Source organism: Planosporangium thailandense, from assembly GCF_011947195.1.
In the GTDB taxonomy this organism is placed as follows: Bacteria; Actinomycetota; Actinomycetes; order Mycobacteriales; family Micromonosporaceae; genus Planosporangium; species Planosporangium thailandense.
On the sequence record NZ_JAATVY010000007.1, the window covers coordinates 200,592 to 225,067 of the forward strand.

Annotated in this window: 22 protein-coding genes; 9 read left to right on the top strand and 13 right to left on the bottom strand. The window is 70.1% G+C overall.

The window, feature by feature from the left end:
* The first annotated feature begins 82 nt into the window (after positions 1–82).
* Positions 83–565: an STAS domain-containing protein gene (locus HC031_RS13325; RefSeq protein ID WP_167925582.1), complete on the top strand. Its 483-nt coding sequence runs from the start codon at positions 83–85 to the stop codon at positions 563–565.
* A 77-nt stretch (positions 566–642) separates the two neighbouring features.
* On the opposite strand, the gene HC031_RS13330 is transcribed toward HC031_RS13325, so the two are convergent.
* The 4 genes from HC031_RS13330 to HC031_RS13345 form a co-directional block, all read right to left on the bottom strand.
* Complete coding sequence (locus tag HC031_RS13330) at positions 643–1,767, bottom strand: P1 family peptidase (RefSeq protein ID WP_167925583.1); 1,125 nt, start codon at positions 1,765–1,767, stop codon at positions 643–645.
* 365 nt (positions 1,768–2,132) lie between these two features.
* Entirely contained in the window at positions 2,133–3,233 is a 1,101-nt protein-coding gene (locus tag HC031_RS13335) for a calcium:cation antiporter (RefSeq protein ID WP_167925645.1), read from the bottom strand.
* Between the two features lie 146 nt (positions 3,234–3,379).
* Entirely contained in the window at positions 3,380–3,796 is a 417-nt protein-coding gene (locus tag HC031_RS13340; RefSeq protein ID WP_167925584.1) for a VOC family protein, read from the bottom strand.
* 134 nt (positions 3,797–3,930) lie between these two features.
* Positions 3,931–4,638, bottom strand: a complete 708-nt coding sequence (locus HC031_RS13345; RefSeq protein ID WP_167925585.1) for a class F sortase — start codon at positions 4,636–4,638, stop codon at positions 3,931–3,933.
* 182 nt (positions 4,639–4,820) lie between these two features.
* Here HC031_RS13345 and HC031_RS13350 point away from each other — a divergent pair, with 182 nt between their 5' ends.
* Complete coding sequence (locus tag HC031_RS13350) at positions 4,821–5,099, top strand: hypothetical protein (RefSeq protein WP_167925586.1); 279 nt, start codon at positions 4,821–4,823, stop codon at positions 5,097–5,099.
* A gap of 405 nt (positions 5,100–5,504) precedes the next feature.
* Here HC031_RS13350 and HC031_RS13355 read toward each other — a convergent pair whose 3' ends face one another.
* The 4 genes from HC031_RS13355 to HC031_RS13370 form a co-directional block, all read right to left on the bottom strand.
* The gene (locus HC031_RS13355; protein WP_167925587.1) at positions 5,505–7,178 is read right to left on the bottom strand and encodes a tetratricopeptide repeat-containing diguanylate cyclase; all 1,674 of its coding nucleotides are present in this window, start codon (positions 7,176–7,178) and stop codon (positions 5,505–5,507) included.
* A gap of 381 nt (positions 7,179–7,559) precedes the next feature.
* Entirely contained in the window at positions 7,560–8,747 is a 1,188-nt protein-coding gene (locus HC031_RS13360; protein WP_167925588.1) for a 3-hydroxybenzoate 6-monooxygenase, read from the bottom strand.
* Positions 8,748–8,787: 40 nt separating this feature from the next.
* Positions 8,788–10,407 carry an FAD-binding oxidoreductase gene (locus HC031_RS13365; RefSeq protein ID WP_167925589.1) on the bottom strand — a complete coding sequence of 540 codons (1,620 nt, stop codon included), beginning with the start codon at positions 10,405–10,407 and terminating at the stop codon, positions 8,788–8,790.
* A gap of 26 nt (positions 10,408–10,433) precedes the next feature.
* Positions 10,434–12,359, bottom strand: coding sequence for an anthranilate synthase family protein (locus HC031_RS13370; protein WP_167925590.1), 1,926 nt, complete (start codon positions 12,357–12,359; stop codon positions 10,434–10,436).
* 222 nt (positions 12,360–12,581) lie between these two features.
* Between HC031_RS13370 and HC031_RS13375 the strand changes: the two genes are divergently transcribed.
* From HC031_RS13375 to HC031_RS13390, 4 genes are all read left to right on the top strand, one after another.
* Entirely contained in the window at positions 12,582–13,058 is a 477-nt protein-coding gene (locus HC031_RS13375; protein ID WP_167925591.1) for an AtaL-like protein, read from the top strand.
* On the top strand, positions 13,055–14,239 hold the full coding sequence (locus tag HC031_RS13380; RefSeq protein ID WP_167925592.1) for a 3-deoxy-7-phosphoheptulonate synthase: 1,185 nt from the start codon (positions 13,055–13,057) through the stop codon (positions 14,237–14,239). The genes HC031_RS13375 and HC031_RS13380 overlap by 4 nt, the downstream gene beginning before the upstream one ends.
* Entirely contained in the window at positions 14,236–15,021 is a 786-nt protein-coding gene (locus HC031_RS13385) for a 2,3-dihydro-2,3-dihydroxybenzoate dehydrogenase (RefSeq protein WP_167925593.1), read from the top strand. Before HC031_RS13380 ends, HC031_RS13385 begins: the two co-directional genes overlap by 4 nt.
* Before the next feature lie 76 nt (positions 15,022–15,097).
* Positions 15,098–15,760, top strand: coding sequence for an isochorismatase family protein (locus HC031_RS13390; protein WP_167925594.1), 663 nt, complete (start codon positions 15,098–15,100; stop codon positions 15,758–15,760).
* A gap of 66 nt (positions 15,761–15,826) precedes the next feature.
* Here HC031_RS13390 and HC031_RS13395 read toward each other — a convergent pair whose 3' ends face one another.
* The 5 genes from HC031_RS13395 to HC031_RS13415 form a co-directional block, all read right to left on the bottom strand.
* Complete coding sequence (locus tag HC031_RS13395; protein WP_167925595.1) at positions 15,827–16,588, bottom strand: SDR family NAD(P)-dependent oxidoreductase; 762 nt, start codon at positions 16,586–16,588, stop codon at positions 15,827–15,829.
* Positions 16,585–18,024 carry an MFS transporter gene (locus HC031_RS13400; protein ID WP_167925596.1) on the bottom strand — a complete coding sequence of 480 codons (1,440 nt, stop codon included), beginning with the start codon at positions 18,022–18,024 and terminating at the stop codon, positions 16,585–16,587. Before HC031_RS13400 ends, HC031_RS13395 begins: the two co-directional genes overlap by 4 nt.
* A gap of 285 nt (positions 18,025–18,309) precedes the next feature.
* Positions 18,310–19,401 (bottom strand): helix-turn-helix transcriptional regulator, encoded by a 1,092-nt coding sequence (locus HC031_RS34775; protein WP_420813633.1) that lies wholly within the window; start codon positions 19,399–19,401, stop codon positions 18,310–18,312.
* 274 nt (positions 19,402–19,675) lie between these two features.
* Positions 19,676–20,263, bottom strand: a complete 588-nt coding sequence (locus tag HC031_RS13410) for a TetR/AcrR family transcriptional regulator (protein WP_167925597.1) — start codon at positions 20,261–20,263, stop codon at positions 19,676–19,678.
* Positions 20,264–20,551: 288 nt separating this feature from the next.
* Positions 20,552–21,139: a diguanylate cyclase gene (locus tag HC031_RS13415; protein WP_167925598.1), complete on the bottom strand. Its 588-nt coding sequence runs from the start codon at positions 21,137–21,139 to the stop codon at positions 20,552–20,554.
* A gap of 864 nt (positions 21,140–22,003) precedes the next feature.
* Here HC031_RS13415 and HC031_RS13420 point away from each other — a divergent pair.
* From HC031_RS13420 to HC031_RS13430, 3 genes are all read left to right on the top strand, one after another.
* Complete coding sequence (locus HC031_RS13420) at positions 22,004–22,474, top strand: hypothetical protein (RefSeq protein WP_167925599.1); 471 nt, start codon at positions 22,004–22,006, stop codon at positions 22,472–22,474.
* Between the two features lie 264 nt (positions 22,475–22,738).
* Positions 22,739–23,251 carry a hypothetical protein gene (locus tag HC031_RS13425; protein ID WP_205862680.1) on the top strand — a complete coding sequence of 171 codons (513 nt, stop codon included), beginning with the start codon at positions 22,739–22,741 and terminating at the stop codon, positions 23,249–23,251.
* Between the two features lie 6 nt (positions 23,252–23,257).
* On the top strand, positions 23,258–24,466 hold the full coding sequence (locus HC031_RS13430) for an MAB_1171c family putative transporter (RefSeq protein ID WP_167925600.1): 1,209 nt from the start codon (positions 23,258–23,260) through the stop codon (positions 24,464–24,466).
* Positions 24,467–24,476: the final 10 nt, after the last annotated feature.

The following is a 24,476-nucleotide window of genomic DNA, read 5'->3' on the forward strand; positions in this document are numbered from 1 at the left end:
TTCGACGCCTATATCAGCGGTGGGCGCCTACCGCACCCGCCGCTGAGACCCCGCCTCTCTTCCCCTCCGAGGAGCAGTTCCGATGAGTACCGGACGTCACCGCGCACCCTTGCCACCGCTGGATCTGACCCTGGCCGAGGCCGACGACACGGCGCTCACGCTGACCGCGCACGGCCGCCTGGACACGGCAACCGTCGACGACCTGAACGACGCACTCGAGGTCCTCCTCGCCCAACCCGGTCTCACCCACCTGCTGCTGGACTTCGGCCAGCTGACGTCCATCGATCCCGCCGGCGTCTCGGCGCTCGTCGGCGCCCACCAGGACGCCCAGCGGCGCGGCATCACCCTCACCGTCGTGAACTGCAGCAGCGCCGTGCAACGCACACTCGAGGTCACCGGCCTGTACGGTCACCTGACCCGGGCGGAGGCGGACGGCCGGCGGGGACAGGCGACCAGCCCTGCGCCGTCCCCCGTGCCCGAGCCCCGTCGGAACGACGATCTCGCGCGCGACCGGGAACGCCCCACCTCGGGCCGCACGGCCGCGACAGCCGGCTCGCACGCGTGAGACGGTCGCGCGGCGCCGCCACTTCGTGGCGACGTCCGCGGGGACCGGGCGGCGCGGCCCCGGCGGACCGTGGGTGCTCAGGCACGACCGGTCTTGTTGTGCAACATCGCGAGAGCCTCCTCGATCGGGAATCCCCACAGGCGGTGTCCGTCTCTCCCGTCGACGGTGTCGGCTTGGCAGAGGGCGTTGAGGGCCGCCTCTTCGGCCGCTTCCGCAACCGCGTCGAAGACGACGTCGAACGGGGAGCCATGGGTCCAGAACTGGCCCTCGATCATGACCTCGATGGGCATGATGCCGTCCGGTGCTTCGCGAGGAATCCGATGGGCGGTGGAGAACGCCATGAAGATCTCACCGGAACCGTCGTTACCGACGCTGCCCGTCCGCCCGAGCCCGATGTCGACGCGCCTGGCCAGGCGGCGTAGCTGCTTCGGATGCAGTGGCAGATCCGTCGCGACGACCGCGATGCAGGAGCCTTCCTTGTGCCGCACGGGCATGCGGTCGACAAGCTTCCGTCCGACGGGATGCCCGGCGACCTGCAACTGGTGTCGACTGCCATAGTTGGTGTTGAGCAGCACGCCTACCGTGAAGCTGCGTGAGCCGATCTCGACCCGCCGTGACGCCGTCCCGATACCGCCCTTGAAGTCGAACAACTGCATACCGGTTCCGGCACCGACAACCCCCTCCGCGACGGGCCCGCTCGCCGCGCAGTCGAGCGCCGCGGTCACGTCCTCCGTCGTGAGGGTGAAGGCGCGGTTGTCGTTGAGAAATCCGTCATCGCACTCCGCGACGACCGGCATCAACACGTCGTCGTCACCGACGGCGGGGTCGCGGGCCGTCATGTAGCGGACCGTAGCGTCGTAGGCGAGGCCCAGATTGGCCGTATCGCACAGGACTATGGGCGATCCCATGAGGCCCCACTCGTCCATGACGATGTCGCTGGTCATGATGCCGTAACCGTTGAACACACTGGTCGCGGCGTACACCCGTTCCCGGAACGGGTTGCCCTCGTGCGGCCAGATCGCGGTCACGCCGGTCCGGGCCACCGGTCCGGACTCGCCCGGGCCGCCGCGCCAGACCGTCCGATGCCCGACGCGGACCCCGGGCACGTCAGTGATGGCATTGAACTGTCCGGGCGGCAGGTGCCCGACCGGGAACCCGAGATCGCGTGCTCGGCCACGGGGTGCCGGGGGTTGCGCCGTCATCAGTTGACCTCCACCGTCCTCCCTCGCGGGATAGGCGCTGCACCGGACGTCACCGGCCGACGTCAGGCAACCATCTACGTCCCCGTAGTAGAAAGATCGATTCTCAACGCGTCAATAGCAGGAAAGTCGTTTTACGATCTGTTACATTCCGGGCGCGATCGACTCCAGCACAGTCCGGTCCGGATCCGGTGTCGGGTTACGCCCGATCTCCTCGAGCGCTGCCGCGTCACCGGCTGGCTGGCCCTCCTCACCGGACCGCTGCGGCCAACGAGGTCGAAACCCGCATCCGGCACCGCAACGGTTCGGCGTACTACCAGCGCCGGGCCCACTCCGGAAAATCCGTGGTTCGGGGGCGACGGTGTGGTTCAGGGGCTTGTGGCAAGGAACAGGTACGCGGCGAGCAGAATCAGATGAACGCCGGCCTGCAAGAGAGTCGCGCGCCCCGGAACCACGGTGAGGACGGCGACGACGACCGTGAGCGCGAGCAGGACAATCTGGGTGCCGCCCAGGCCGAGCAGCAACGGTGTGTCGAGCCAGATCGAGGCGGCCGCGATCGCCGGGATGGTCAGCCCGATGCTCGCCATCGCTGATCCGAGGGCGAGATTGAGGCTGACCTGCACCCGGTCGCGAAGAGCGGCCCGTGCGGCGGCCAGCGTCTCGGGCAGTAGGACGAGCAGGGCGATGACGACACCGACCACGGACTGCGGCAGGTCCGCGGCTGCGACGCCGGCCTCGATCGCCGGGGACACGATCTTCGCGTCGCCGACGACCGCCACCAGCGCCACCACCAACAGCGCCAGGCTGGTCAACGCAATGCCGGTCGGCGGCGGCTTGGCGCGTTCCTCAATGTTGATTATGTCGCCCTCCATCGCGACCGGCAGGAAGTAGTCACGGTGGCGGCTCGTCTGCACCACGACGAACAGTGCGTACAGCGCGAGAGATGCGACGGCAGCGAAGGTCAGCTGTGCCGGAGAGAACTGTGGGCCGGGCCGACTGGTGGTGAACTTGGGCACCACCAGACTCAGGGTGGCAAGCGTGGCCACGGTGGCGAGGGCTGCGCCAGTGCCTTCCGGGTTGAACACAGCCACTCGTCGGCGCAGCACGCCGATCAGCAACGACAGGCCGAGGATCCCGTTGCAGGTGATCATGACGGCCGCGAAGACCGTATCGCGCGCGAGCGTCATGGTCTTGGCTCCGCCGCTGACCATGAGCGTGACGATCATCGCCACCTCGATCACCGTGACCGCGACCGCGAGGATCAGAGAGCCGAACAGTTCGCCCACCTTGTCGGCGACCACCTCCGCGTGGTGAACCGCCGCCTGGACCGCGGCGGCCAGGACTCCGACAACGAGCACGATGACGAGACCGGGCAGGCTACGACCCCAGGCCAGGATCAACACCACGACCGCGAGCACAGGAACAGCGACGGCCCAGTGCAACAGGCGCGCGCGAACGAACGAGCCCATGGTGCCAACCTTGCCAGGAATGCCACCCGCACGCCCCGCCGCCGGGGTCCGCACTCCATGCCGGCCGGCACGATCCGAGTTGCCGGGTGAGTGGGCGTCGCCGGGCCTGCGGCGCGGGCCAGGCCGACCCGCGCCGCTCCACGCCGTCACACGGGCTGCGGCGCGCCGATGTTGACCATCCAGGGGATGCCGAACTTGTCGACGCAGGCGCCGAACTCGTCGCCCCACATCTGCTTCTCCAGGGGAACGGTCACCGTGGCGCCGTCGGACAGCTTGTCCCAGCACCCGCGCAGCAGATCGCCGTCGTCGCCGCTGAGGCTGACCGTGATGTTGGTACCCGGATTGTGCTCCATCCCGGGTGGGGTGTCCGAGGCCATGAGCGTGAAGCCCTGGTCCGTGACGAGCATGGCGTGCATGACCTGGTCAGCTATCGCAGGGTCGGGCACACCGGACTCACCGAAGGTGTTCACGGTCAGAGTGCCGCCCAGAATCTGGTGGTAGAACTCCATGGCCTGCCGCGCGTTGCCAGCGAAGCTGATGTACGGGTTGAGCCGAGACGCCATCGATCCTCCTTCATCGCATGGGATTCTGACCGGCGCAGGCTATCGAGGCCCCCCGACAGAAACCGGCCGGTTCCCCGGCTTCACTCTGCGGGAGCGTGCGGCAGCGGTACGCGTGGGGCGGCGGACCGGCCCGGTTACCCGGGCGTACTGGCGGTGAGCGTCGCGTACACGACGATGTTGCTCCGGTACTGGCGGTTGATGGGGTCGAAGGTGCCGCCGCACGTGATCAACCGCAGTGCGGGGCGATCGACCGCGCCGTAGACCGCTTCCGTCGGGAACGCGAGTTTCGAATATTGAGCGGTCCTGGTGACGGTGAAGACAGCCGTGCTGCCGTCGAGCCGGCGGACCGTCACGGTGTCGCCGGAGCGCAGGTCGCGCAACCGGTAGAAGACGGCCGGTCCGTCACGCGCCGTATCCACGTGGCCGAGGATCACGGCGGGACCGACCTCGCCCGGTGTCGCCAGGTACCGATACCACCCGGCCGGTGCGTCGTGACGCAACGGGGGGACGGCGATGGTGCCGTCGGCGTTGCGCCCGAGGGCCATCAACGGCGTGCTCAGTCCGATCGCCGGAATGTCGAGACGTACCGGAACGGAAGGGCCGAGCGGAGCGGGTCCCGCACTCGCGGAGACCGCCGCAGCGCGGCCGACGGCCCCACCTGCGGCCGGACGCGTTGCGGCGCCGGCCGGTGGTCCGGGCGGACCGAGACGGGCGGCGGCATCCGCTGTACCGCGCCACTGATCGGCCGGTGGGCGGCCGCCGACAACCACGAGGATCACGCCGCCCACCGCGAGCAGGGCGGCCAGCGTATCGAGTGTCAGCCGCCGGCTACCCGACACCATCGTCGTCCGGGTCCCATGTCGACGGCCGGGCGCGGAACAGTACCAACGCGGCACCGACGAACAGCAGCAAGATCCCAACGACAACGAGGACCGGGTTGCGCATCCCCTGGCCGCCGCCGCCACCGGTTCGCGGTGCGCCGCTCGGGGCCGGGCCGGCGCCGGGCCGCGCTGACCCGTAGCCGGTGGGAACCGACACGGGGGTACCGGCTGCGCCGGAAGCGGCGGCGCTCGGAACCGCGGACCGCCCACCCACCCCGGCGCTCGCCGTGCCGGCCGGGCTGGCGGATCCTCCGCCGACCGGACCGGCGGAGGATCCCGAGTCGACCGACGGCGAGGACGTTCGGCTCGCCGGCGACGAGCCGCCGGGCACCGCCGGCCTTGCCGGAGTCGAACGCCCCGAGCCGGGCGCCGCGGCACCGTCGCCATCGCGGCTCGAGGCGCAGCGCGACACGAGCAGTTGAAGCAGGATCGCGAGAATGAGTACGCCGACCACAGCGGCTACGAGGATCTCGGCTGCGGGGCGCCTGTCGCTCGTACGGCTCGACGGTTCGGACATCGGCAAACTCTCCCTGTTGGGCTGTTTGCGGCGGTTCCTTTCGTGTCGGCGTGCACCCGGCCAGTACCCCGATGCACAACTTTCCATACTCGCCGATGCCCGGATGGTCGGATGGCCAATGAGCAGATCGACGGTGACGCACGATCCGAGCAACGCAGCGTCCTCGTACAATGACACCGCCGCCGGCCGCCCATGACAAGCAGATGGCCGCCGCGAAGGCGTCCGTCCCGCCGCTGCCGGTCGCGTCGCCACCCCGGTTCGCACAGGTCACGCAGGCTCTGCCGCACTCGACGCGCCCGCGGCCCTCCGGTTACGGGCTGGTCGATTCCAAGGGTCGACCGGCGGGGTCGGCGACGACGCGATTGCGGCCGGCGCGCTTTGCCGCGTAGAGGTTCCGGTCGGCCTGCGCGAGCAGCGCGGCGGCGCTGCCCCGCCCATCAAGGACGGTCGCGACGCCGATACTGGCGGTCACCGGGAGATCTCCGGTGACCGCTTGCCAGCCGTGGTCCGCGATCGCCCGGCGCAGTCGCTGGCAGCGGCGCGCCGCCTCACCGACATCGGTATCCGGGAGGACCAGCACGAACTCCTCGCCGCCGAGCCGGGCGGCGATCGCTGGGCCGGCCACGGCATCGGCCAGCAGACCGGCGACACCCTTGAGCACGGCGTCGCCCGTGGCGTGCGACAACGTGTCGTTGATGCGCTTGAAGTGGTCGAGGTCGACCAGCGCCACCGACAGCGGGGCGCCGCGCTCGGCGGCCTGCTCCAGCACCAGCGGCAGCCGCTCGTCGAGGAAACGGCGGTTGTACAGGCCGGTCAACGGGTCGCGCCGGGCCATCTCCCGGAACCGGCGACTCTCCCGACGCGCCTCCTCCGTCTCGAACACCGCCAACAGGGTGCGGGCCCGGGCCTCCCGATGAGCCGACTGCAACGCCTGCGTCTCGGTGTGGAACAGCCGGTACTCCTCGTACGCCTCCGCATGCCGGCCGGTCGCCGCGTACACCTGCGCCTGCTCCTCGCGTACCCGCGCCCTGGCCGATCCCAGGTTCCGCTCCTCACACACCTCGACCGCCCGGTCCAGGCTGGCCTGGGCGGCCTCGATGTCGCCGCTGAGCCGCTGCGCCTCGGCCACCGTCAGCAGGCACTCGGCCAGCGCGTTCCGCTCGATGAGCAGATGCCCGGCCGACCCGTCCAGGAACGGGCGCAGGGTCTCCACGGCCTCGACGTACCTGCCGTGCGTCATCTCGATCCGGGCGACCGTGTCGAGGACGCCGGCGTCCAGCGGGAGACCGTAGCGGGCGCTGACGGCCCGGATCTGCGGAATGAGGTGCTCGGCCCGCTCGGGATCACCGTCCTGGTATGCGTAGTAGGCCAGATTGTTGAGGATCTGCAGCGACAGTTCCCCGTCGCCGAGCGCGACGGCGATCTCGAGCGCCTCCTCGTTGCGGCGACGGGCGTCCTCCGGCGAACCACTGTCGTGGAGCACCATCGCCAGGACCGACAGGTGGTTCGCGCGCAGGCGGGCCGGCACGTCCTCGCCGGTGTGCGCCACGCACTGGACGGCGTGCGCCAGCGCGTCGGACATGTCCCCCACCAGGTAGAAGAACAGCGCCAACTGCCGATGGCTGCGTGCCAACAGATAGCTGTCGTCGCGCTCGGTGGCCCACGCGATCGCCTGCCGGGCGATCCGGCCCGCCTCGACCGCGTCGCCGTCACGCAGCAGCACGTCGGCCCGTACCAGCCGGGCCCGCATCCGCAGGTCCGGCAGGTCCCACTCGGTTGCGAGCCGTTCCGCGTGTCCGGCCGGCGCCACGACTTTCCGGTACTGCCCGATGGGTACCGTCTCCATCGCCTGGAGCGCCGCCACCAACCTGGCCTCAGCCTCCGCCGTCCGCACGAAAAGGTCGGACAGGTCGTCGATCACGACGACTACCGGCTCCGTGGCTCCGTCGTCACTCGGGGCAGCCGTGCGCAATGCCGAGTCCATGGCCGCTCGCATCCACCTTCGCTTCGCCAAGGGTGAGAGTCGACGTTACGGCGGATCAGTTGCGACGAGCAGGACCAACGGTTGCGATGCGGGTGCACATGACGAAACCGCCGTCTCGTGCCCCCGGCGACACGCCGCTGACCGACCCACGTGCCGTCCGCGAGACGTGGACACGGTTGACCGGAGGGACGCTCAGGCGCCGAGAAGTTTGCGCACCCGATCCGCCCCGACCGCGAGGAGCAGCGTCGGAAGCACGCAGGAGCGGCGGCTCCATGATGGCCAGCGCGTCTGCCGGGGTCGGCACGTCAGGCCAGATCAGTCGCACCCCGGGGCGGGCGGTCCTTCACCCACGACGTGCGGACGGTGCGGGTCGTGACAGCCTCACCCCCTCGCACCGACCCACGACGAGTCCGGGCAGTACAGCCAGTCCAGCATGCCGTACAGGTCGTCCTCGGTGAGCGCGCCGAGCTGGGCGTTGCGCCGCCGTGCGGCATCGTCGCGAGGGTGGTATACCTCGTCCCCGAGGCGCCGCGAGATCACCTGGACGCGCGCCGTGCGGTCCTGCCGGAGCGCGGCGAACCGGGCGAACGCCTCGGCGACGTCGACCGGCCGCGCCAGTTGCTCGCCGAGGCACACCGCGTCCTCCAGCGCCATCGCGGCACCCTGAGCGGCGTACTGGAGCATCGGATGGGCGGCGTCGCCGAGCAGGACCACCCGGCCCTGGGCCCAGGCGGTCACGGGATCCCGATCGCACAGCACCCACCGGCGCCAGTCCCGGCCGCGCTCCAGCAGCCGCCGCGGGGAGTCGACCACGCCGGCGAAGGCGGCGAGGACCTGATCTCCGTCGACCGGCTCGCCGGAGACCGCCTCCTGGGCTCCGTCGTCGACCGTGGCGGCGAGGTTGTACGAACGCCACCCGTTGATCGGATAGTGCACGATGTGCAGATCGGGGCCGCCCCACAAGGTCGCGGCGTTCCAGCGCAGGTCCTCGGGCACCTCGGCGATCGGGATCACCGACCGGTAGATGGTGTGCCCGGAGATGCGGGGTGGCCCGTCGCCGACCAGCGCCGCCCGCACCGTCGAGCGCAGTCCGTCGGCACCGACGAGCGCGTCGCCGGTGACCGACTCGCCGGAGTCGAGGTGGACAGCGACCCGTACGTCGTCGGCGTCGTAGCCGACCACTGTCGCGTCGGCCCGTAGCCGCACCGCCGACCGCGCGCGACAGGCCCGCAGCAGGTGCTCGTACAGGTCGCCCCGGTGCACGACGGCGTACGGGTTGCCGAACCGGTGCCGGAATGCCGTGCCGAGCGGCAGCCGGACGATGGCCTCCCCGGAGACGGCGTCCATGAGGCGTAGCTCGTCGATGAAGTTCGCCCGCTCCCGCACCGCCGCGCCGACCCCGAGCCGGTCCAGTGCCCGGAACGCGTTCGGTGCGAGCTGGATGCCGGCGCCGAGTTCGGCGAAGCGCGACTGGCGTTCCAGGACGACCGCCTCGTGGCCGGCATCGGTCACGGCCAGCGCGGTGGCCAGGCCACCGATGCCGCCGCCGGCGATGACTATCGTTGACATCCGTTCTCCCCGTATCCGTTCCCCGGTCCCCGGTTGCGCCTCACCGCGGCAGGCGCGGGGAGAGCGCGTGACGGAAGACGTTCCGCGGGTCGAAGCGGGCTTTGACCGCCTGCAGCCGCGGGTAGTTGTCCTTGTAGTACAGCCGCTCCCACCCCACGCCCGAGGTGTTGTACGCCGGGTCCGCCAGGTCGACGTCGGCGTAGTTGATGAACGTGCCGTCGGTGATGGAGTTCGGCACCGGGACGCCGCCGCTATCGGCGTAGACGTCCCGGTAGAACTCCCGGATCCAGGCCAGATGCTTGGGATCCTCGGCTTCGTCGGTCCAGAAGCTGACGTAGTGCAGCTTGATGATCGAGTCGCGCTGGGCAACCGCGGTCGCGTCCGGCGCCACCGTATTGATCTTTCCGCCGTACGCGGTGATCATCACGAGGGATACCGGGTGGTCGTAGTCACCGCGGGTGAGGTGCCGGTGGAAGGCCGCGATCTGCGGTTCGGTGAAGGCCCGGCGCATGTACGCCGACTTGGCCTTGAACCGGGTCGACACGTCCGTCGCGGTGAAACCGGGCCACTGCGTGGCGGAGTGCAGCCAGCTCATCCGGCGCGCCTCCAGCGTGGCCGGTGTGGGTTTCACGCCGTCACTGACCGCTGCGACGTAGTCGTCCAGCAACCGCTGCGCGTTCGGCACCGCGGCGTCGATCTGGCTGGTCATGGCGAACGAACCCGCGGCCTTGTGCTGCGGTTTGAGCTGGCTGAACAGCGTCGCGTACGGCGAGTCCGGTCCGCTGTTGCGCTCGTAGAACGCGCCGAAGTTGCGCAGCAGTCGGCTGAACCCGGCCTGATCGAGCGAGGCCCAGGACCAGCCGACGGTGCGGACCAGGACCTCCGAGGGCGGCCTGGGCAGCAGGTTGCGCGGGTCGGCGGTGGCCGCGTCCGGGCTTCGGAACCAGTACTTCGTGACGACGCCGAAGTTGCCTCCGCCCCCACCGGTGTGCGCCCACCACAGGTCCCGGTTCGGGTCGTCCTTCTCCCTGGTGGCGACGATCTTGCGGGCGGTCCCGGAGTCGTCGACGACCACCACCTCCACCGCGTACAGGTGATCCACGGTGAGCCCGTGCCGGCGCGACAGCGGGCCGTACCCACCGCCGGCGATGTGCCCGCCGATGCCGACGGTTGGGCAGGAGCCGCCGGGGATCGTCACGCCCCAGCCCTTGTAGAGGGTCTTGTACACGTCGCCGAGCAGCGCGCCGGGCTCCACCGCGAACGCGCGGCGGCCCGGGTCGTAGTAGACCGCGTTGAGCTGGGAGAGGTCGATGACGACCCGGATGTCCGGGGCGCTGACGAAGTTTTCGTAGCAGTGCCCACCGCTACGCACCGCCACCCGCCGGCCGGCGGCGACGGCGTCCTGGACGGCACGCACGACCTGGTCGGCCGAGCCGACGAGGACCACGTGGTCGGGGGTGCCGACCCAGCGGCGGTTGGTTCCCCAGACCAGGTCCGCGTAGCGGGCGTCGGCCGGCGTGACGTCGACCGGTCCGAAGACCGGTGCCGCGCCGCCGGTCGGCGCGGCGGTGGAGGGTGTGTCGAGCAGGCCGGTGGCGGCGGCTGCGGCGCCGGCGGTCACGGCGCCGGCGAACAAGGTACGGCGGGACAGGCTGGGCATCGGTGCGGGTACTCCTCGTAGGCTGGTCATCGGGTGGCGCCGGTGGTGGCGGGCAGCAGCCCGGCCAGTACGTCGCCGAGGATCGTCACGCCGTCCTCCGTGAGGACGGACTCCGGGTGGAACTGCATGGAACGGAAGGTCGGCCCGCGCAGGGCGTGCACCTCACCGGTGCCCGGGTCGGCACACACGCTGAGGTCGCCGAGTTCGATCGCGGCCGCGCCGGGCGGCACGGTCGCGGCGAAGCTGTTGTAGAAGCCGACCCGCTGTGGGCTGCCGAACAGGTCGATCTCGCGCTGGACGCCCTGGTTGGGGCGCTCCCGACGGACGAGCGCAAAGCCCAGGACCGAGCTGAGGATCTGGTGGCCCAGGCACACCGCGAGACACGGCCGGCCGTCGCCGAGCAGGCGGGCGGCGAGCGCACGGATCGCAGTGATCTTCTGGTCACCGGCTTCCCGCGGGTCACCGGGGCCGGGCCCGAGCACCACCAGGTCGGCGCCGTCCAGCTCGTACGCCTCGTCGAAGCGGCGGACCGTCACGGTGAGGCCGAACGCGGCGATGAGCCGGCTCAGCATCGCGGTGAAGGTGTCCTCCGCGTCGACGATCAACACGTGCTGCCCGGCGAACTCGGGCCGCGGTCGGGCCCGAATGTCCGGGTCGGCCAACCAGAACCGGCTCAGGTGCCGGTTGCGCCGACCTAGCGCCTCGGACACGGCCAGGTCGGCGCTCAGTCGGCCGTACCCGGGGTCGGTCGCCTCGACTCCGCCCGGCTCCCCGCACACGGCGGCCAGCAGCGCGGCCGCCTTGGTCCGGGTCTCGTCGATCTCGGATTGCGGGTCCGACTCACGTACCAGCGTCGCGCCGACGCCGATCCGCAGCCGCCGGTCGGCGTCGATCTCGGCGGTGCGGATGAGGATGGATGAGTCGAGGACGGGTGCGCCGGAGGCGTCCCGGCCGACGACGGCGACCACCCCGCTGTAGTAGCCGCGGCCGTGCGGCTCATAGCGGGCGACCACCCGGCACGCGCTCTCCACGGGGCTGCCGATGACGGTCGGGGCGAACATGGTCTCGCGTAGCACGTCGCGCACGTCGAGCCCGCTGCGCCCCGTGAGCAGGTACTCGGTGTGCGCGAGTCGGGCCATCTCCTTGAGGTACGGGCCGTGGACACGGCCGCCTTCGTCGCACATGCGCGCCATCATCTTCAGTTCCTCGTCGACGACCATGTACAGCTCGTCGGCCTCCTTGGTGTCGGCGAGAAACCGCAGCACACCGTGAACGTCCGGGCCTTGGGCCGGGTAGCGGTAGGTGCCGCTGATCGGGTTCATCACCACCGTCCCGGCGGTCAGGCTGACGTGCCGCTCGGGGCTGGCGCCCACGAACGTGCGATCCCCGGTGTGCACCAGGAATGTCCAGTACGCGCTGGACTCGGTGGCCAGCAACCGGCGGAACAGGATCAGGGCGGCCTCGACCGGGTGCCGGTCGAGGGTGGCGGTGTAGGAGCGTTTGACGACGAAGTTCGACCCGACACCGTTGCCGATCTCGTCGGTGAGGACCTGCCGCACGATCCGGCCGTACTCCTCGTCGTCGATGTCGAAACCGGCGTCGGTGAGGCTGATCGCGGCGTCGGGCAACTGGCGTAGCGCCTCCGCGACAGGTACCGAGGACTGGTCCTGGACCGACATGACGAGCAGCGGCGCTCCGTCGTCCGGGCAGTCGAAGCCGCGTTCGGCGAGCTGGCGGTAGGGCACCAGCGCGACCAGGTCGTGCCGGGCAACGCCGGCCGGGCGGTCCGAAGGAATCGGCAGATCCGCAAGTTTATCTACTGTGGACATCGTGCCGGTGAGCACCTCTACCCGGTCGGCGCCGGCGGCGCCGGGTCGGTGCAGCAGCGCGAAGGCGGGTGCCCGGCCGGCCAGCACCGCCGACAGCTCCGCCCGTGGGACGGGTGGTTGCATGCGAGTCCCCCGTTCAGCTCAGGTCACAGGACGCGCCGTCCACACGCGCACGGCACCGTCCACCGCAGCCTGCCAACTTTCGTCCACTGTCGACAACTGCCAGTCCATGTAGTGATGGACGTCGCTTTCTACTACTCGGCCGAGCAGTTCCAGCCATCTTCGGAGCGTGCTTAGGTTGAGCGTCGAACCAGCTCTACGGGGGACTGACTTGCGATGATCACAATGTCGTGGACCACGCCGCTCACCGACCCGTCGTCGCCCGACGCGACGCCGGTCGACCGGCACCGCCTGTGGCGGTCGCTGCTGGCGAAGGCGGAGGCACCCACCAACTACGTACCGGCAATCACGGCGTGCCGCATCCTGGAGCGTTACGACGACGGCTTTCTGCGCGAGATCGTCCGTAACGGTGAACGGCTGGTGCAGCGGGTACGACCGGAGCCCGAGCGCCGCATCCTGTTCGAGCACATCGGCGATCCCGATGTCGCCAGCATCGCGAACGTGATCGGTACCGACGCTTCGGGCGCGACCACCTTCACCATCGAGATCGTCCTCGCGGCCGGCGGCGCCGCACGCGCCCTGCAGGAGAGCGACTTCCTGCGAACCACCGACGAGTACTTCGCCGACACCATCGAGGCCATCGTCCGCGCGCTGCGGCCGCTGTCGGTCGCCACACTCGACCAGGAAGGCGCTCAGCGATGACCCTCCGTCTCAGCGCCGCCCCGTCCGCCCTGCCGGACCTGGCGGCCCAGTGGCGGGTACTGCCGGCCCACCAGCAGCCGGACTGGGATGACGAGTGGCTGGTTGACAAGATCCGGCAGGACCTCACCGCGCTGCCCGGGCTCGTCGAGTGGGACGAGGTCCGGCGGCTGCGTGAACAGCTCGCCGAGGTCGCCGCCGGCCGGGCACAGGTGGTACAGCTCGGTGACTGCGCCGAGGATCCGGCCGAGTGCAGGCCCAGCCCGCTCATCCGCAAGGCACAGCTTCTGGACTCCCTGGCCGACGTCATGCGGCAGGCGTCCAGCCTGCCCGTCGTGCGGGTCGGTCGGATCGCCGGGCAGTTCGCCAAGCCCCGCTCACGCCCCACCGATCGGTACGGTGACGTGGAGCTGCCCGCCTTCCGCGGTCATCTGGTCAACGGGCCGGAACCGACGATGGCGGCGCGCCGGCCCGACCCGCTGCGACTGATCAGCGGCTACCAGGCAGCGCGCACGGCCACCGACTTCCTGCGCCGTCACCTCGGCCCGGACCTGTGGACCAGTCACGAAGCCCTCATCCTCGACTACGAGGTACCCCTGGTCCGCTCCGATCTCGACGGCCGGCTGCTGCTCACCTCCACCCACTGGCCCTGGATCGGCGACCGGACCCGCCAGCCGGACGGCGCGCACCTCGCACTGCTGGCGGAGATCTCCAACCCGGTCGCCTGCAAGGTGGGTCCGTCCACCACGGTCGCGGACCTGTTGGCCATCTGCGAGCGGCTCGACCCCGACCGGGAGCCCGGCCGGCTGACGCTCATCTCGCGGATCGGCGCCGACCACGTGGCCGAGCGACTGCCCGCGCTGGTCGCCGCTGTCCGCGACGCCGGCCACCCGGCGATCTGGCTGTGCGATCCGATGCACGGCAACACGGTCTCGGTCGGTGGCTACAAGACGCGCTACCTCACCACGATCCAGCGCGAGGTGCGCGATTTCGTCTCCGCCGTGACCGCGGCCGGCGGCGTGCCTGGCGGGCTGCACCTGGAAACGACCCCGGACCTGGTGACGGAGTGCGTCGAGGACCCGTCGGTCGCCGACGTCGTCGGCGCGCGCTACACCAGCCTCTGCGATCCCCGGCTCAACCCGGTACAGGCGCTGCGCGTAGCGCGGGTGTGGTGTTCGCGGTGACGGCCGAGGAGTTCACCGGGCGGGTCGCCCTCGTCACCGGTGCCGCCGGCGGTATCGGCGCCGCTGTGGTCCGCACGCTCGCGGAACGGGGTTCCCGGGTCGCCGCCGTCGACCTCGATGCCGAGCGCCTGACCGGCGAGGCGCAGCGGATGCGCGGCAAGGGCTGGGACGTCACCGCGCTGCCGGCCGACGTCAGCTCCGGTGCGGCGGTCACCGCGCTCGTGCGTACGGTGGAGAACCGCCTGGGCCCGATCGACCTGCTGGTCAACGCGGCCGGGATCCTGCGACCGGCATCGGCGCTCGCCGTGCTGGACGAAGACTGGGCGGCCACCTTCGCCGTGAACGCCACCGGCGTGCTGCAGGTGTCGCGGGCGGTGGCGGCCGGGATGGTGGAGCGACGCGCCGGCTCGATCGTCACGGTGGCGTCCAACGCCGCGGGGGTGCCGAGATCCGGAATGGCCGCCTATGCGGCGTCAAAAGCGGCCGCGGTCATGTACACCAAGTGCCTCGGCCTGGAGGTTGCCCGGTACGGCGTGCGGTGCAACGTGGTGGCGCCGGGGTCGACCGACACCGCAATGCTGCGCGCGCTGTGGGCGGCGGGCGGCGACGCCCGCCAGACCATCGCGGGCAGCCTGAGCCAGTTCCGGGTCGGCATCCCGCTCGGGAAGCTCGCCACGCCGAACGACGTGGCCGAGACGGTGGCGTTTCTCCTGTCCGATCGGGCCGGCCACATAACCATGCAGGAGCTGTACGTCGACGGTGGCGCCGCGCTCGGCGTGTGACCGCGCCGACAGGTCATTGAACGGGCGGCCGTCCAGCGGGCGGCCGCCCACACCTTTTCAAGAGGAGTTGAGGAGCATGGCGATTCCCCAGATCAGCCCCTACCCGATGCCGAACGGGGCGACGCTGCCGCCGAACAAGGCGACGTGGCGCGTCGACCCGGCCCGGGCTGTGCTGCTCATCCATGACATGCAGAAATACTTCCTGGCCCCGTTCCCGGCCGACACGCAACCCACGGTCGACCTGCTGCGAAACGTCACGGCGCTGCGCGAGGGCGCGGTGCGAGCCGGCGTGCCGGTGGTCTACACCGCCCAGCCAGGCGGTATGACCGAACAGCAACGGGGGCTGCTGCGCGACTTCTGGGGTCCCGGAATGGCGGTCTCCCCGGCGCACCGCGAGATCGTCGACTGCGTCCGGCCCGCCGACGGGGACACCGTACTCACCAAATGGCGCTACAGCGCCTTCCACCGCAGCGGGCTCCGCGACCTCCTCCGTGACCGGGGTCGCGACCAGCTCATCGTCTGCGGGGTGTACGCGCACGTCGGCGTCCTGATGACGGCGTGCGACGCCTTTACCAACGACATCCAAACCTTCATGGTGGCCGACGCGGTCGCTGACTTCACCGCCGACTACCACCGGCTCGCCCTGACCTACGCCGCCGAGCGGTGCGCGGTCACTCCGACGACCGCCGCCGTCCTGGGCTGGCTGGCCGCCGAGGTGGCGGTCGGGGCCGCCGGCTGACGTCGTATCCCGGTAAACGCGAGGAGCCCGACGACCGGTCGTCGGGCTCCTCGCGTTTACCGACCCTCAGGCTGTCGCGCCGCCGTCCACCACGAGGTCGTGCCCGACGGCGAAGGCCGCTTCCGGGGAAGCCAACCACAGCACCGCGGCGGCCACCTCCTCGGTGGTACCGACGCGCCCGAGCGGAACGGCCGCGGCGATCCGCGCGTCCCGGTCGGCATCGCTCTCCCCCGGCCGGCGGGACATCGCGGTATCGGTGGCACCGGGGCTCACCGCGTTGATCCGCACATTCTCCCCGATGTACTCCCTGGCTACCGTGCGGGTGAGCACGCTGACCGCGGCCTTCGTGGCGGCATAGGCGCCGAGGCCGGGCCGACGTCCGTGCGCGCCGATGTTCGACGCCATGTTGACGATCGCGCCGCCACCGTGGGCCCGCATGTGGGCGATCTCGTACTTCAGCGCCAGGTACAGGCCGGTGAGGTTGGTCGCGACGACGGTGTCCCAGACTTCCTCGTCCAGGTCGGCGAGCGGTGCGGGCCGTCCGATGATGCCCGCGTTGTTGAATGCCACGTGCAGGCCGCCGTGCCGCTGGACGGTGGTGGCGACCAGGTTGGCGACCTCGTCGCTGCGGGTCACGTCGGCGACGACCGCGCTGGCCAGTCCTCCCTCGGAGGTGATGAGCTTGACCGTCTGGTTGAGGCTGTCGGCGCTGCGCCCGGCCACCACGACGGTGGCGCCCTCCCGGGCGAACGCCTTGGCGGTGGCCCGGCCGATGCCGGATCCGCCGCCGGTGACGAGGGCGACCTTGCCGGTGAACCGGTTGCTCATGAGCTCTCCTTCGGTTGTCGGTTACGTGGACGCAGCGCCAGGGCGGCGTAGCACGCGCACAGCGCCAACGGCGCGGCGGCGACGGTGAACGCGAAGCCGTACCCCCGGGCGACGGCGGCCGGCATGTCTACTGTGGGCAGTTGGGCAGTGGCCGTGCCTGCGACGGACACGAGCAGCGCGAGCCCCACCGTGGGGCCGATCTCCATCGCCGTGTTGACCGCGCCGGCGGCCAATCCCGCCCGGTCGGCCGGGGCGCCCTCGACGGCGGCGACGGTGGCGCCGGAGAAGGTCAGGCCGGCACCCACGGGGAAGACGACGAGACCCACCAGGAGGAACCCGCTGTGCGTGCCGCCGGCGTCAAGGCGACCCAGCAGCACCAGCCCCACGGCGGCCAGCGCCAGGCCCGCAACGGTGGCCGTGCGGGCGCCTACCCCGGCGATCAGGCGCCCGGCCAACGCACCGGTGACCAGTAACGCAGCACTGAACGGTACGAACGCGCCACTGGTCGCCAGTGGACTCAGGCCTCGTATCTGCTGGAAGTACAGGGCGAGGAAGAAGAACACCCCGGACATCGCGCCGGCGGCGAGCAGCACCGCGAGCAGCGCGGCACCGCGCCGGGCGGAGGCGAGAAACGCCAGCGGCACGAGCGGTGCCGCCGCCTTGGCCTCAACCAGAAGGAACACCGCCAGCAGCAGCACACCTGCCATCAACGGAACGAACACCGCCGGACTGGCCAGGCCGTGATCGGCGCCGGCGACAAGCGCGTAGCTGACGGCGGACAGCCCCGCAGTGATCAAGGTAGCCCCGAGGTAGTCCACCTCTGCCCGTACCGGGGTGGGCCCGGCCGGCAGCAGGCGGGTGCCGCCCACCCAGGCCATGAGGCCGACCGCGGCCGGCAGCACCATCGTCCAGCGCCAGGACGCCCAGGTGAGCACGACGCCGGAGAGCAGGGTGCCGGCGGTAGCGCCGATGCTGGCCACAGTGCCCCAGACGGCGGTCATCCGCCGGTGGGTGACCGGGTCCGGGAAGACCACCCCGAGTAGCGCCATCGCGGCCGGCGCGGCCAGCGCGGCGCCGACGCCTTGGCCGAACCGTGCCGCCAGCAGCACCGCGTACCCGGAGGCCAGCGCGGCCGCGACGGATGCCGTGGTGAACAGCGCGACTCCGATGATGAAGACGCGCCGCCGACCGAGCAGGTCGGTCAGGCGACCGCCGAGCATGAGCAGGCCGCTGAACGACAGTCCGTAGGCGGCGCTCACGAACGCCAGGTCGCCGGCGCTCAGCCCGAACTCACGCTGGATGCCCGGCAGCGCCACCGACAGCACGGTGATCGCCGCGATGAGGACGAACTGAACGGCAGCCAGCAGGAGGAACGCGGCCACCGGCCGGACAGCCGCACGGCCGGCGCCCGTGGATGTCACAACGGTCTGGTGCATGTGGACTCCCTGGTCGGTCCGAGCCAGCACGGTGCCACGATAGGTTTTCTGGAACGATCGGTCAATATCGATCAGCATCTCGATCATGCGTGAGCGCGGCCGCGCCGCCGGGACCGGCCGGAGGGGAATCGACGAACGCTCACCGCACGCGGTGTCGGCTACGCGTCACGACGGCGACTGCTCGACATGCGACTCCGGCAATCCGGCGGAGGGTGCGCCCGACGGACGCCGGTGCGGTGGTCGCCAACCAACGACTGCGGCGTCCGTCACCCTGTCCGGGTACCGCTATCCGGCCCGCCCGATCCCGTACGCGGCCAACTGCACACGTGAATTGATTCCGAGCTTGCGGTAAATGCGACGCAGATAGTAATTGACGGTGTGTGGCGACAGGTGCATCCGACCGGCGATCTGCCGGTTCGTCAGACCTTGGTTGGCCAGCCTTGCGACGTCACGCTCTCGCTCGTTCAGCCCGCTCCAGGGATCCTCGGAGCGCGACCTCCCGGCGAGTGCGAGCGGACGGCACGTTCCCTCGGTGGCCTCGGTGCCCCCGGTGGTCCGGCACGGCCCGCCGACGACGAGATCGAGGGTCGGGCGGCAGCCCTCGTCAGCCTCGCCGCCCGCCCGCGGTTCGCCGCCGGGCATGGCGGACGGCGCCGCGTCCCGGCGTCGCTCGTCAACCTCGTGCCGCAGCGCTGCCAGCACCGGGGACGGGATGGACTCGATCGCCACCCGGCGGACCAGCTCCTGCCGGAACGCCAATCGCTCCGCCACCGGTTCCAGCACGCCACCCTCGTGCAGTTCCTGCAGCACCGGCAGCAGCTCCGCGGTGGTACGTCCGAGCAGCACGGTGAGGTCACTGACGAGAAAGGACTTCCCCACCACGGCGGCGACCGCGGCGACGTGCCGGGCCGCCGGGCTCAACCTCGCGAGCCACCGCTCGACCATCTCCCGCACCCGCCAGGGCAGCTCCGGCGAGGTCAACGAGACGCCGTCCGGCCCGTACGCCAGCGCCGACTGCTCCCACAGTCCACCCAACAGCGCAAGCACCAGGCTCGAGTCACCGGCCGCCGCGCCGAGCAGGTCTCGTAGGTCGCGCGCCGGTGGCGCACCCAGCAGGCCGGTGGCCAATCGCTGGACAGAGTCTTCGTCGACCCGCCTGTCCGGCTCGGTTGACCACAAGGCCGACGGTCGCCGGTCGCCGGCGACGGCACGACGCCGCTCCCCGCCGCGGGCGGTGCCCGCCGAAGCGGCCCCGCCACCCGCCAGGGGCGTCAACCGCGTCGCCGCGCCGGCATCCGTACCGACGGTACGTAGAACGCTCGGCGCCTCGTCGTCCCAATCGTTTCCGAGATCCTCGGTACCGACCCCAACCAACACTGTTCGCCTCCGTCAATTGCAGTTCCACGGCGTCGACTGAGGCGAGCTGCCCCCCCGTGTTGACGCGTGGCGGTTCCAATCCCCGGCCTCGAAGCCGGGGTCATCAATAGAACGGGACGTGATGGATATTGTCGTCAGGTTCTTTAAATCGCTGCTCCGGGGCTCCACGACGATCTTCGGTCCAACGCCAGCAATTCCGGCCAAAGGTGCTGCCGATCAGGGCGTTGGCACGCCATTCACGGCCGATTGACGCGACCCATACTAGAACGAGGGGTCAATTATATTGCCCGACGAGCACTGCGAGTGCCTGCCGGGCCGCGTCGCGCCCCCGGTGGCGATCGGCGCCCTTACCCACCACCCGCAGCCCCTGCAGGACCACGACCAGGAATCGCGCGAGTGACAGGGGGTCGGCGTCGGGGCGCAGATCGCCCTCAACGCGCGCCCTGGACAGCGCCGTGGCGAGCGCCACCTCCAGCGTGCGCCAACTGGCCTCGACCCGGCGGGCCACCGCCTCGTTCGCGGGAAGCAGCTCCACGGCGGCGTTGACCACAAGGCAGCCTCGGCCGTCGTCCCGCTCCGTCTCCTCGACGTACCACTCGACGAGTTCACGCACGGCGGACAGGGCACGGCCCGGCCGGGACAGCCGCTCGATCACCCGGGCGTCCGTCTCGCTGACGTAGCGATCGAGCGCCTGCAGGAACAGCTCCTGCTTACTGCCGAAAGTCCCGTAGATGCTCGCCCGTCCGATGCCGAGGCGCTCCACCAGGTCGGACATCGAGGTCGCCTCGTAACCCCTCTCCCAGAACAGGTCGAGGGCGGCACGCAGCGCCTCCTGCGGTTCGAACTCCTTCGAACGGCCCATGCGATCGATGCTACTCCGATTCTGGAACGCCCGTACCAAGTATCCACGCGCGTCCGAGGCGAATCCACGACACCGCGGCGTCCGGTCGGGCGCGGTCCGAGCGCCGTGCCGGCTGCCCCGAATCCGCGTTCGTCGCTCATTGCCGCACCAGCCTCTCTCATCGGCCCGGTCGAACCACCTCTGCCGTTCGACCGGCAGCAACGAGACGGCCTCGGCGTTGCACCGGAGACCGAGCCACCCGCAACGCACCTCATCCCCCGCCGAATGGCAAACCGGCCACCCGCCCGGTCACCCGCACCGCTGACCCGCCTGCGCGAGGCGGAGGCGACGATGGTGCGGGCAGGTACCCGGCAGTGGATCCGCGGCGCGGATGCGGTCGCCCCCGGCGAGCTTCGCGTCCCGCAACGCGGCGTCGGCGCGCCGCAGCAGATCGACCATGTCGACTCCGGGAAGGAGGGCACCGCCGGCCACACCGATCGATGCCGTGCAACCGGTGACGCCAGCCCCCGAGCCGTCGTCGACGCCGACCCGGACCCGTATGCGGCTGATACCGTCGCGAATGCGCTCCGCCACCGCCAGCGCCGCGGCAGGGTACACACCAGGCAGCAGGCCCAGGAACTCATCGCCGCCGAACCGGCCGGCGAGATCCCCATCGCGGATCGAGGCACGAAGAACGCCCGCCGATGCTTGCAGAACCGCATCGCCGACCAGGTGACCGAACTCGTCGTTGACCCGCTTGAAGCAATCCAGGTCGATGATGAGCAACGCCACCGGGTGCCCCCGCCCGCGTGCGCGATCAAGCGTGTCCTGCGCGGCGTCGTCCCAACCCCACCGGTTCAACAAGCCGGTCAGCTTGTCGGTGGACCAGTAGCCCACGGGTTGCCCACACGATCGACATCGCTCGCCTCCCCCGCCCCCTCCTGGCCAACCGGTGGGTCTACGGGCCGGCTCTTCACGCGCCGCCACCGGTCGAGACGCCGCCGGTCGCGTGAAGCCGGCGAGCGCCCGGGTCGGCACCGCCATCCCCGTCGCCGCCGATTTCACCCAGGCTGACACCGACCGTCGTTTGCCGCCCATCCCGCCTCCCCGAACAAGACTCCCGCCGCCATCGCGACATGCGAAGCCACCGATGTGCGTGACGCCACAGCCGTGGCTGACACTCATTCCCCACGCGTCCCGCCCGTCACGCCGCGACGGAACCTGTGGTCCTCCGCACGTTGCTCCCGGACCGCCGCGTTGAGCCCGACGCCGCAATCAGAGTCCGATGTCGACAGGCAGCGGACTCCCCCCGATCAGCGGCCGATCGCGCTCGGCGGGCGAGGTGACGAGCCAGGAAAGCGACAGCACGTATCCAGCCTCCGCGTCGACTCGTCGAGCACGCAGGCACCGCGGCCGTCGATCCCGTAGCGGTCGATACGACGACCACGATCCCGTCGCCCCTTGCAAACGCGCCACCGGGACGAAGACATGTGACCGTCACAGCGATGGTCCTTTGTAGATGATGTGAGGGGCGGCCACCTGCGGGGCCGTGCACCGGCCGTCAGTAACCAAGACGCTGCTCCTCCACCTGCGCTCGGCTGCCGGCCATCCGCTGTAGCGGATAAGCCTGGCGACAAACGTACTCAGCGATACACAAGACGTCAACGTTGATCAATATGTTGCCGGTCGCAAACCAGAGCCCCATCCGCTAACATTGACGACTGGCGACTTCCGGACGACGTCGACCCTAAGGACGCCCCGATGGATCCCGGCAAGCATGCAGCTGAACGCAGCGAGAGTGAGCTCGGGCAGAAGATCAATCGCTTGATCGCCGCAATGTACCCGGACGAGCGGAGCCGACCCGGTTTCGCGAAACTCTCACAACACATTCGCGAAGCCACCGGCACCGCGATCTCCAGCACCTACCTGTGGGAACTGACCACGGGTCGGAAGCAGAACGTCACGCGGAGCACGTTGACGACCCTCGCGAAATTCTTCGGAGTTCCGCCGGAGTACTTCCTCGACGATCGGGTGTCAGCGCGGGTCGACACCCAGTTGGAACTCGCGGTCGCCCTGCGCAATCGAAAGGTACGGTCGATAGCCTTGCGCGCTGACGGACTGTCGGAGGAGACGCTGAACTCGATCCTCGCCATTCTCAACCATGCTCGTGAGATTGAGAAACTGGACCCCCTTGATGAAGACAATCGTCAGCCGTCAGAGCCGTCTGCCTAGTCGTCATCGAGGTGGAGCCATCCCGCCGGCCGCGCCCAACCCGGCCCACTCCTTGCGAAGCACCGGTCCGCCTTCCGTTGTCGCTCCAATTCTGCCGTCGGCCCGATGCGTGCCACCCGTACGGCCGCATCGCCGGCGCCGACCACGACGCTCACGCAGCACGCACAACCGGCATTCCCGAAGAGCCGAAGCGGCTCAGCGCAGCGAGCCGTTCACCTCGCGAAAGCGCATCGTTGAGCGCCTTGGGCTTCGCCGCTTAGAGGAATGGGCGACCAGATGACAACACGGCACATGCTCCGGAACTGCCGAGCGATCGTCGATTCGCTCACCCTGCCGCGGCCGTTCTCCGTCGACGCCCTCCTCCGCGACCTCGCCGAGCAGCGAGGACGTCCGATCAAGCTGCATGTGCTGCCGAGCAGCATCATGACGAACGCCTGCGGCATATGGGTGTCGACAGCTACCGGTGACGAGATCTTCGTCGAAGAAGAGACAACGGCGTTTCACCGGGAACACATCATCCTGCACGAGGTGTGCCACATACTGTGCGATCATCGCACGAACCACATGGACGACTCCGCCATGTTCTCCGACCTGCTCCCTGATCTCAATTCGGACCTGGTGAAGCGGCTCCTGGCACGCACCAGCTACACGAGCCGACAGGAGCAGGAGGCCGAGCTTCTCGCCAGCCTCATCCATGCCACGGGGCGCAGCCGTTCCGGGCCGCCGTCACGCGGGGTACGTGGCGCACTGGAATTAGCTCTCGGAATTCGCGAGTAGGAGACGATGAGCATCTCTTCGGTCTACAGGTTCGGCACCGATGTGGAACTGATCGGCGCGGCTGCGCTCTGGCTGGTGCTGATTTTGCGAATTCCCTCCGCCCGTCGCTCCCGCCAGCAACGGATGCTGTTGTTCGCCGCGGCGGGTCTCGCCGGGTCCATCACCGTCTACCTCGACCCCGTGTCCGCCGCGCTCAAGGGGACGTTCGTCTTCGCCGAGAGCTGCGGCCTGTTCATGAACATCTGGGGGGTACTCAGCTCGGCGCTGATTCTGGACTTCGTCCTGGCCGCGACCTCCGGCCGCCGGGCTCGATTGATCTACCTCCTCACGGCCGCGGTGACCGCGACACTGATCGTTCTGAACTTCACGATCGCGCCCCACTCCGGGTGCGTCACCTCGGTGGTCGTGCCGTGGTACAGCCCATTCTGGTGGCTGCTGATCTTCACGCACCTGGTCGCGACGGTGCCGTGCGCGGCCCTGTGCGCGCGCTACAGCTACCAGGCGCGGGAAGACCGCAGCCTCAGGACCGGACTCCTGCTGCTCGCAGCGGGCTTCGCCTCCTCGACGTTGTTCTGGTCGGTGGTCCTCGGGTTCCTACTCACCCGCCTGCCCTGGCTCGGCGCCATCTTCCCCCTCAACATCGGAGTCACGGCCTGGCTGATGACCGCAGGCGTGTCCCTCCCCCTGATGCTTTCGCTGTACCGCCAGACCTGGAACGCCATCGCGCTGTGGCGCCTCTGGCCGCTGTGGCGCGATCTCATCGAATCGGTTCCGCACGTCGCGCTGGACAAGCCGGGAGCGCGAATCCGCCAACTGCTCGGGCGGCCAGGCTCCGTCTACCTGCGCCTCTATCGGGTCGTGATCGAGATCCGGGACGCCATGCTGGTCTTGAGCGATTACACAGGCGCCGAGGACGTGGCCCGTGCCCGTGCCCACGTGGCCGGATGCGACCTGTCGGAAGACGAGGTCGACGCAGCGATCACCGCGTGCTGGTTGGAGCGCGCCAGGCAGAACCGGGCGAACGGCGTCGCCCGCGGGCACGGTGCGGCCGCTTTCACCGCCCAGCAGGGCGACGACCTCCCCAGCGAGGTCCACTCGTTGGTCAAGGTCCAGCGCGCCCGCAGGTCGCCGCTGGTCCGCTCGTTCATATCACCCCAGGCCGACGCGAAAGACCAGCCGGCCGGGCGCGTCCAGCCCGAAACGACGAGGAGTTGACGAGCCACCG

Excerpts from the sequence above, each read along its gene's own strand:
- HC031_RS13325 (WP_167925582.1), top strand. The coding sequence starts at position 83 with ATGAGTACCGGACGTCACCGCGCACCCTTGCCACCGCTGGATCTGACC.
- HC031_RS13330 (WP_167925583.1), bottom strand. The coding sequence starts at position 1,767 with ATGACGGCGCAACCCCCGGCACCCCGTGGCCGAGCACGCGATCTCGGG.
- HC031_RS13335 (WP_167925645.1), bottom strand. The coding sequence starts at position 3,233 with ATGGGCTCGTTCGTTCGCGCGCGCCTGTTGCACTGGGCCGTCGCTGTT.
- HC031_RS13340 (WP_167925584.1), bottom strand. The coding sequence starts at position 3,796 with ATGGCGTCTCGGCTCAACCCGTACATCAGCTTCGCTGGCAACGCGCGG.
- HC031_RS13345 (WP_167925585.1), bottom strand. The coding sequence starts at position 4,638 with ATGGTGTCGGGTAGCCGGCGGCTGACACTCGATACGCTGGCCGCCCTG.
- HC031_RS13355 (WP_167925587.1), bottom strand. The coding sequence starts at position 7,178 with ATGGACTCGGCATTGCGCACGGCTGCCCCGAGTGACGACGGAGCCACG.
- HC031_RS13360 (WP_167925588.1), bottom strand. The coding sequence starts at position 8,747 with ATGTCAACGATAGTCATCGCCGGCGGCGGCATCGGTGGCCTGGCCACC.
- HC031_RS13365 (WP_167925589.1), bottom strand. The coding sequence starts at position 10,407 with ATGCCCAGCCTGTCCCGCCGTACCTTGTTCGCCGGCGCCGTGACCGCC.
- HC031_RS13370 (WP_167925590.1), bottom strand. The coding sequence starts at position 12,359 with ATGCAACCACCCGTCCCACGGGCGGAGCTGTCGGCGGTGCTGGCCGGC.
- HC031_RS13375 (WP_167925591.1), top strand. The coding sequence starts at position 12,582 with ATGTCGTGGACCACGCCGCTCACCGACCCGTCGTCGCCCGACGCGACG.
- HC031_RS13380 (WP_167925592.1), top strand. The coding sequence starts at position 13,055 with ATGACCCTCCGTCTCAGCGCCGCCCCGTCCGCCCTGCCGGACCTGGCG.
- HC031_RS13390 (WP_167925594.1), top strand. The coding sequence starts at position 15,098 with ATGGCGATTCCCCAGATCAGCCCCTACCCGATGCCGAACGGGGCGACG.
- HC031_RS13395 (WP_167925595.1), bottom strand. The coding sequence starts at position 16,588 with ATGAGCAACCGGTTCACCGGCAAGGTCGCCCTCGTCACCGGCGGCGGA.
- HC031_RS13400 (WP_167925596.1), bottom strand. The coding sequence starts at position 18,024 with ATGCACCAGACCGTTGTGACATCCACGGGCGCCGGCCGTGCGGCTGTC.
- HC031_RS13410 (WP_167925597.1), bottom strand. The coding sequence starts at position 20,263 with ATGGGCCGTTCGAAGGAGTTCGAACCGCAGGAGGCGCTGCGTGCCGCC.
- HC031_RS13420 (WP_167925599.1), top strand. The coding sequence starts at position 22,004 with ATGGATCCCGGCAAGCATGCAGCTGAACGCAGCGAGAGTGAGCTCGGG.
- HC031_RS13425 (WP_205862680.1), top strand. The coding sequence starts at position 22,739 with ATGGGCGACCAGATGACAACACGGCACATGCTCCGGAACTGCCGAGCG.
- HC031_RS13430 (WP_167925600.1), top strand. The coding sequence starts at position 23,258 with ATGAGCATCTCTTCGGTCTACAGGTTCGGCACCGATGTGGAACTGATC.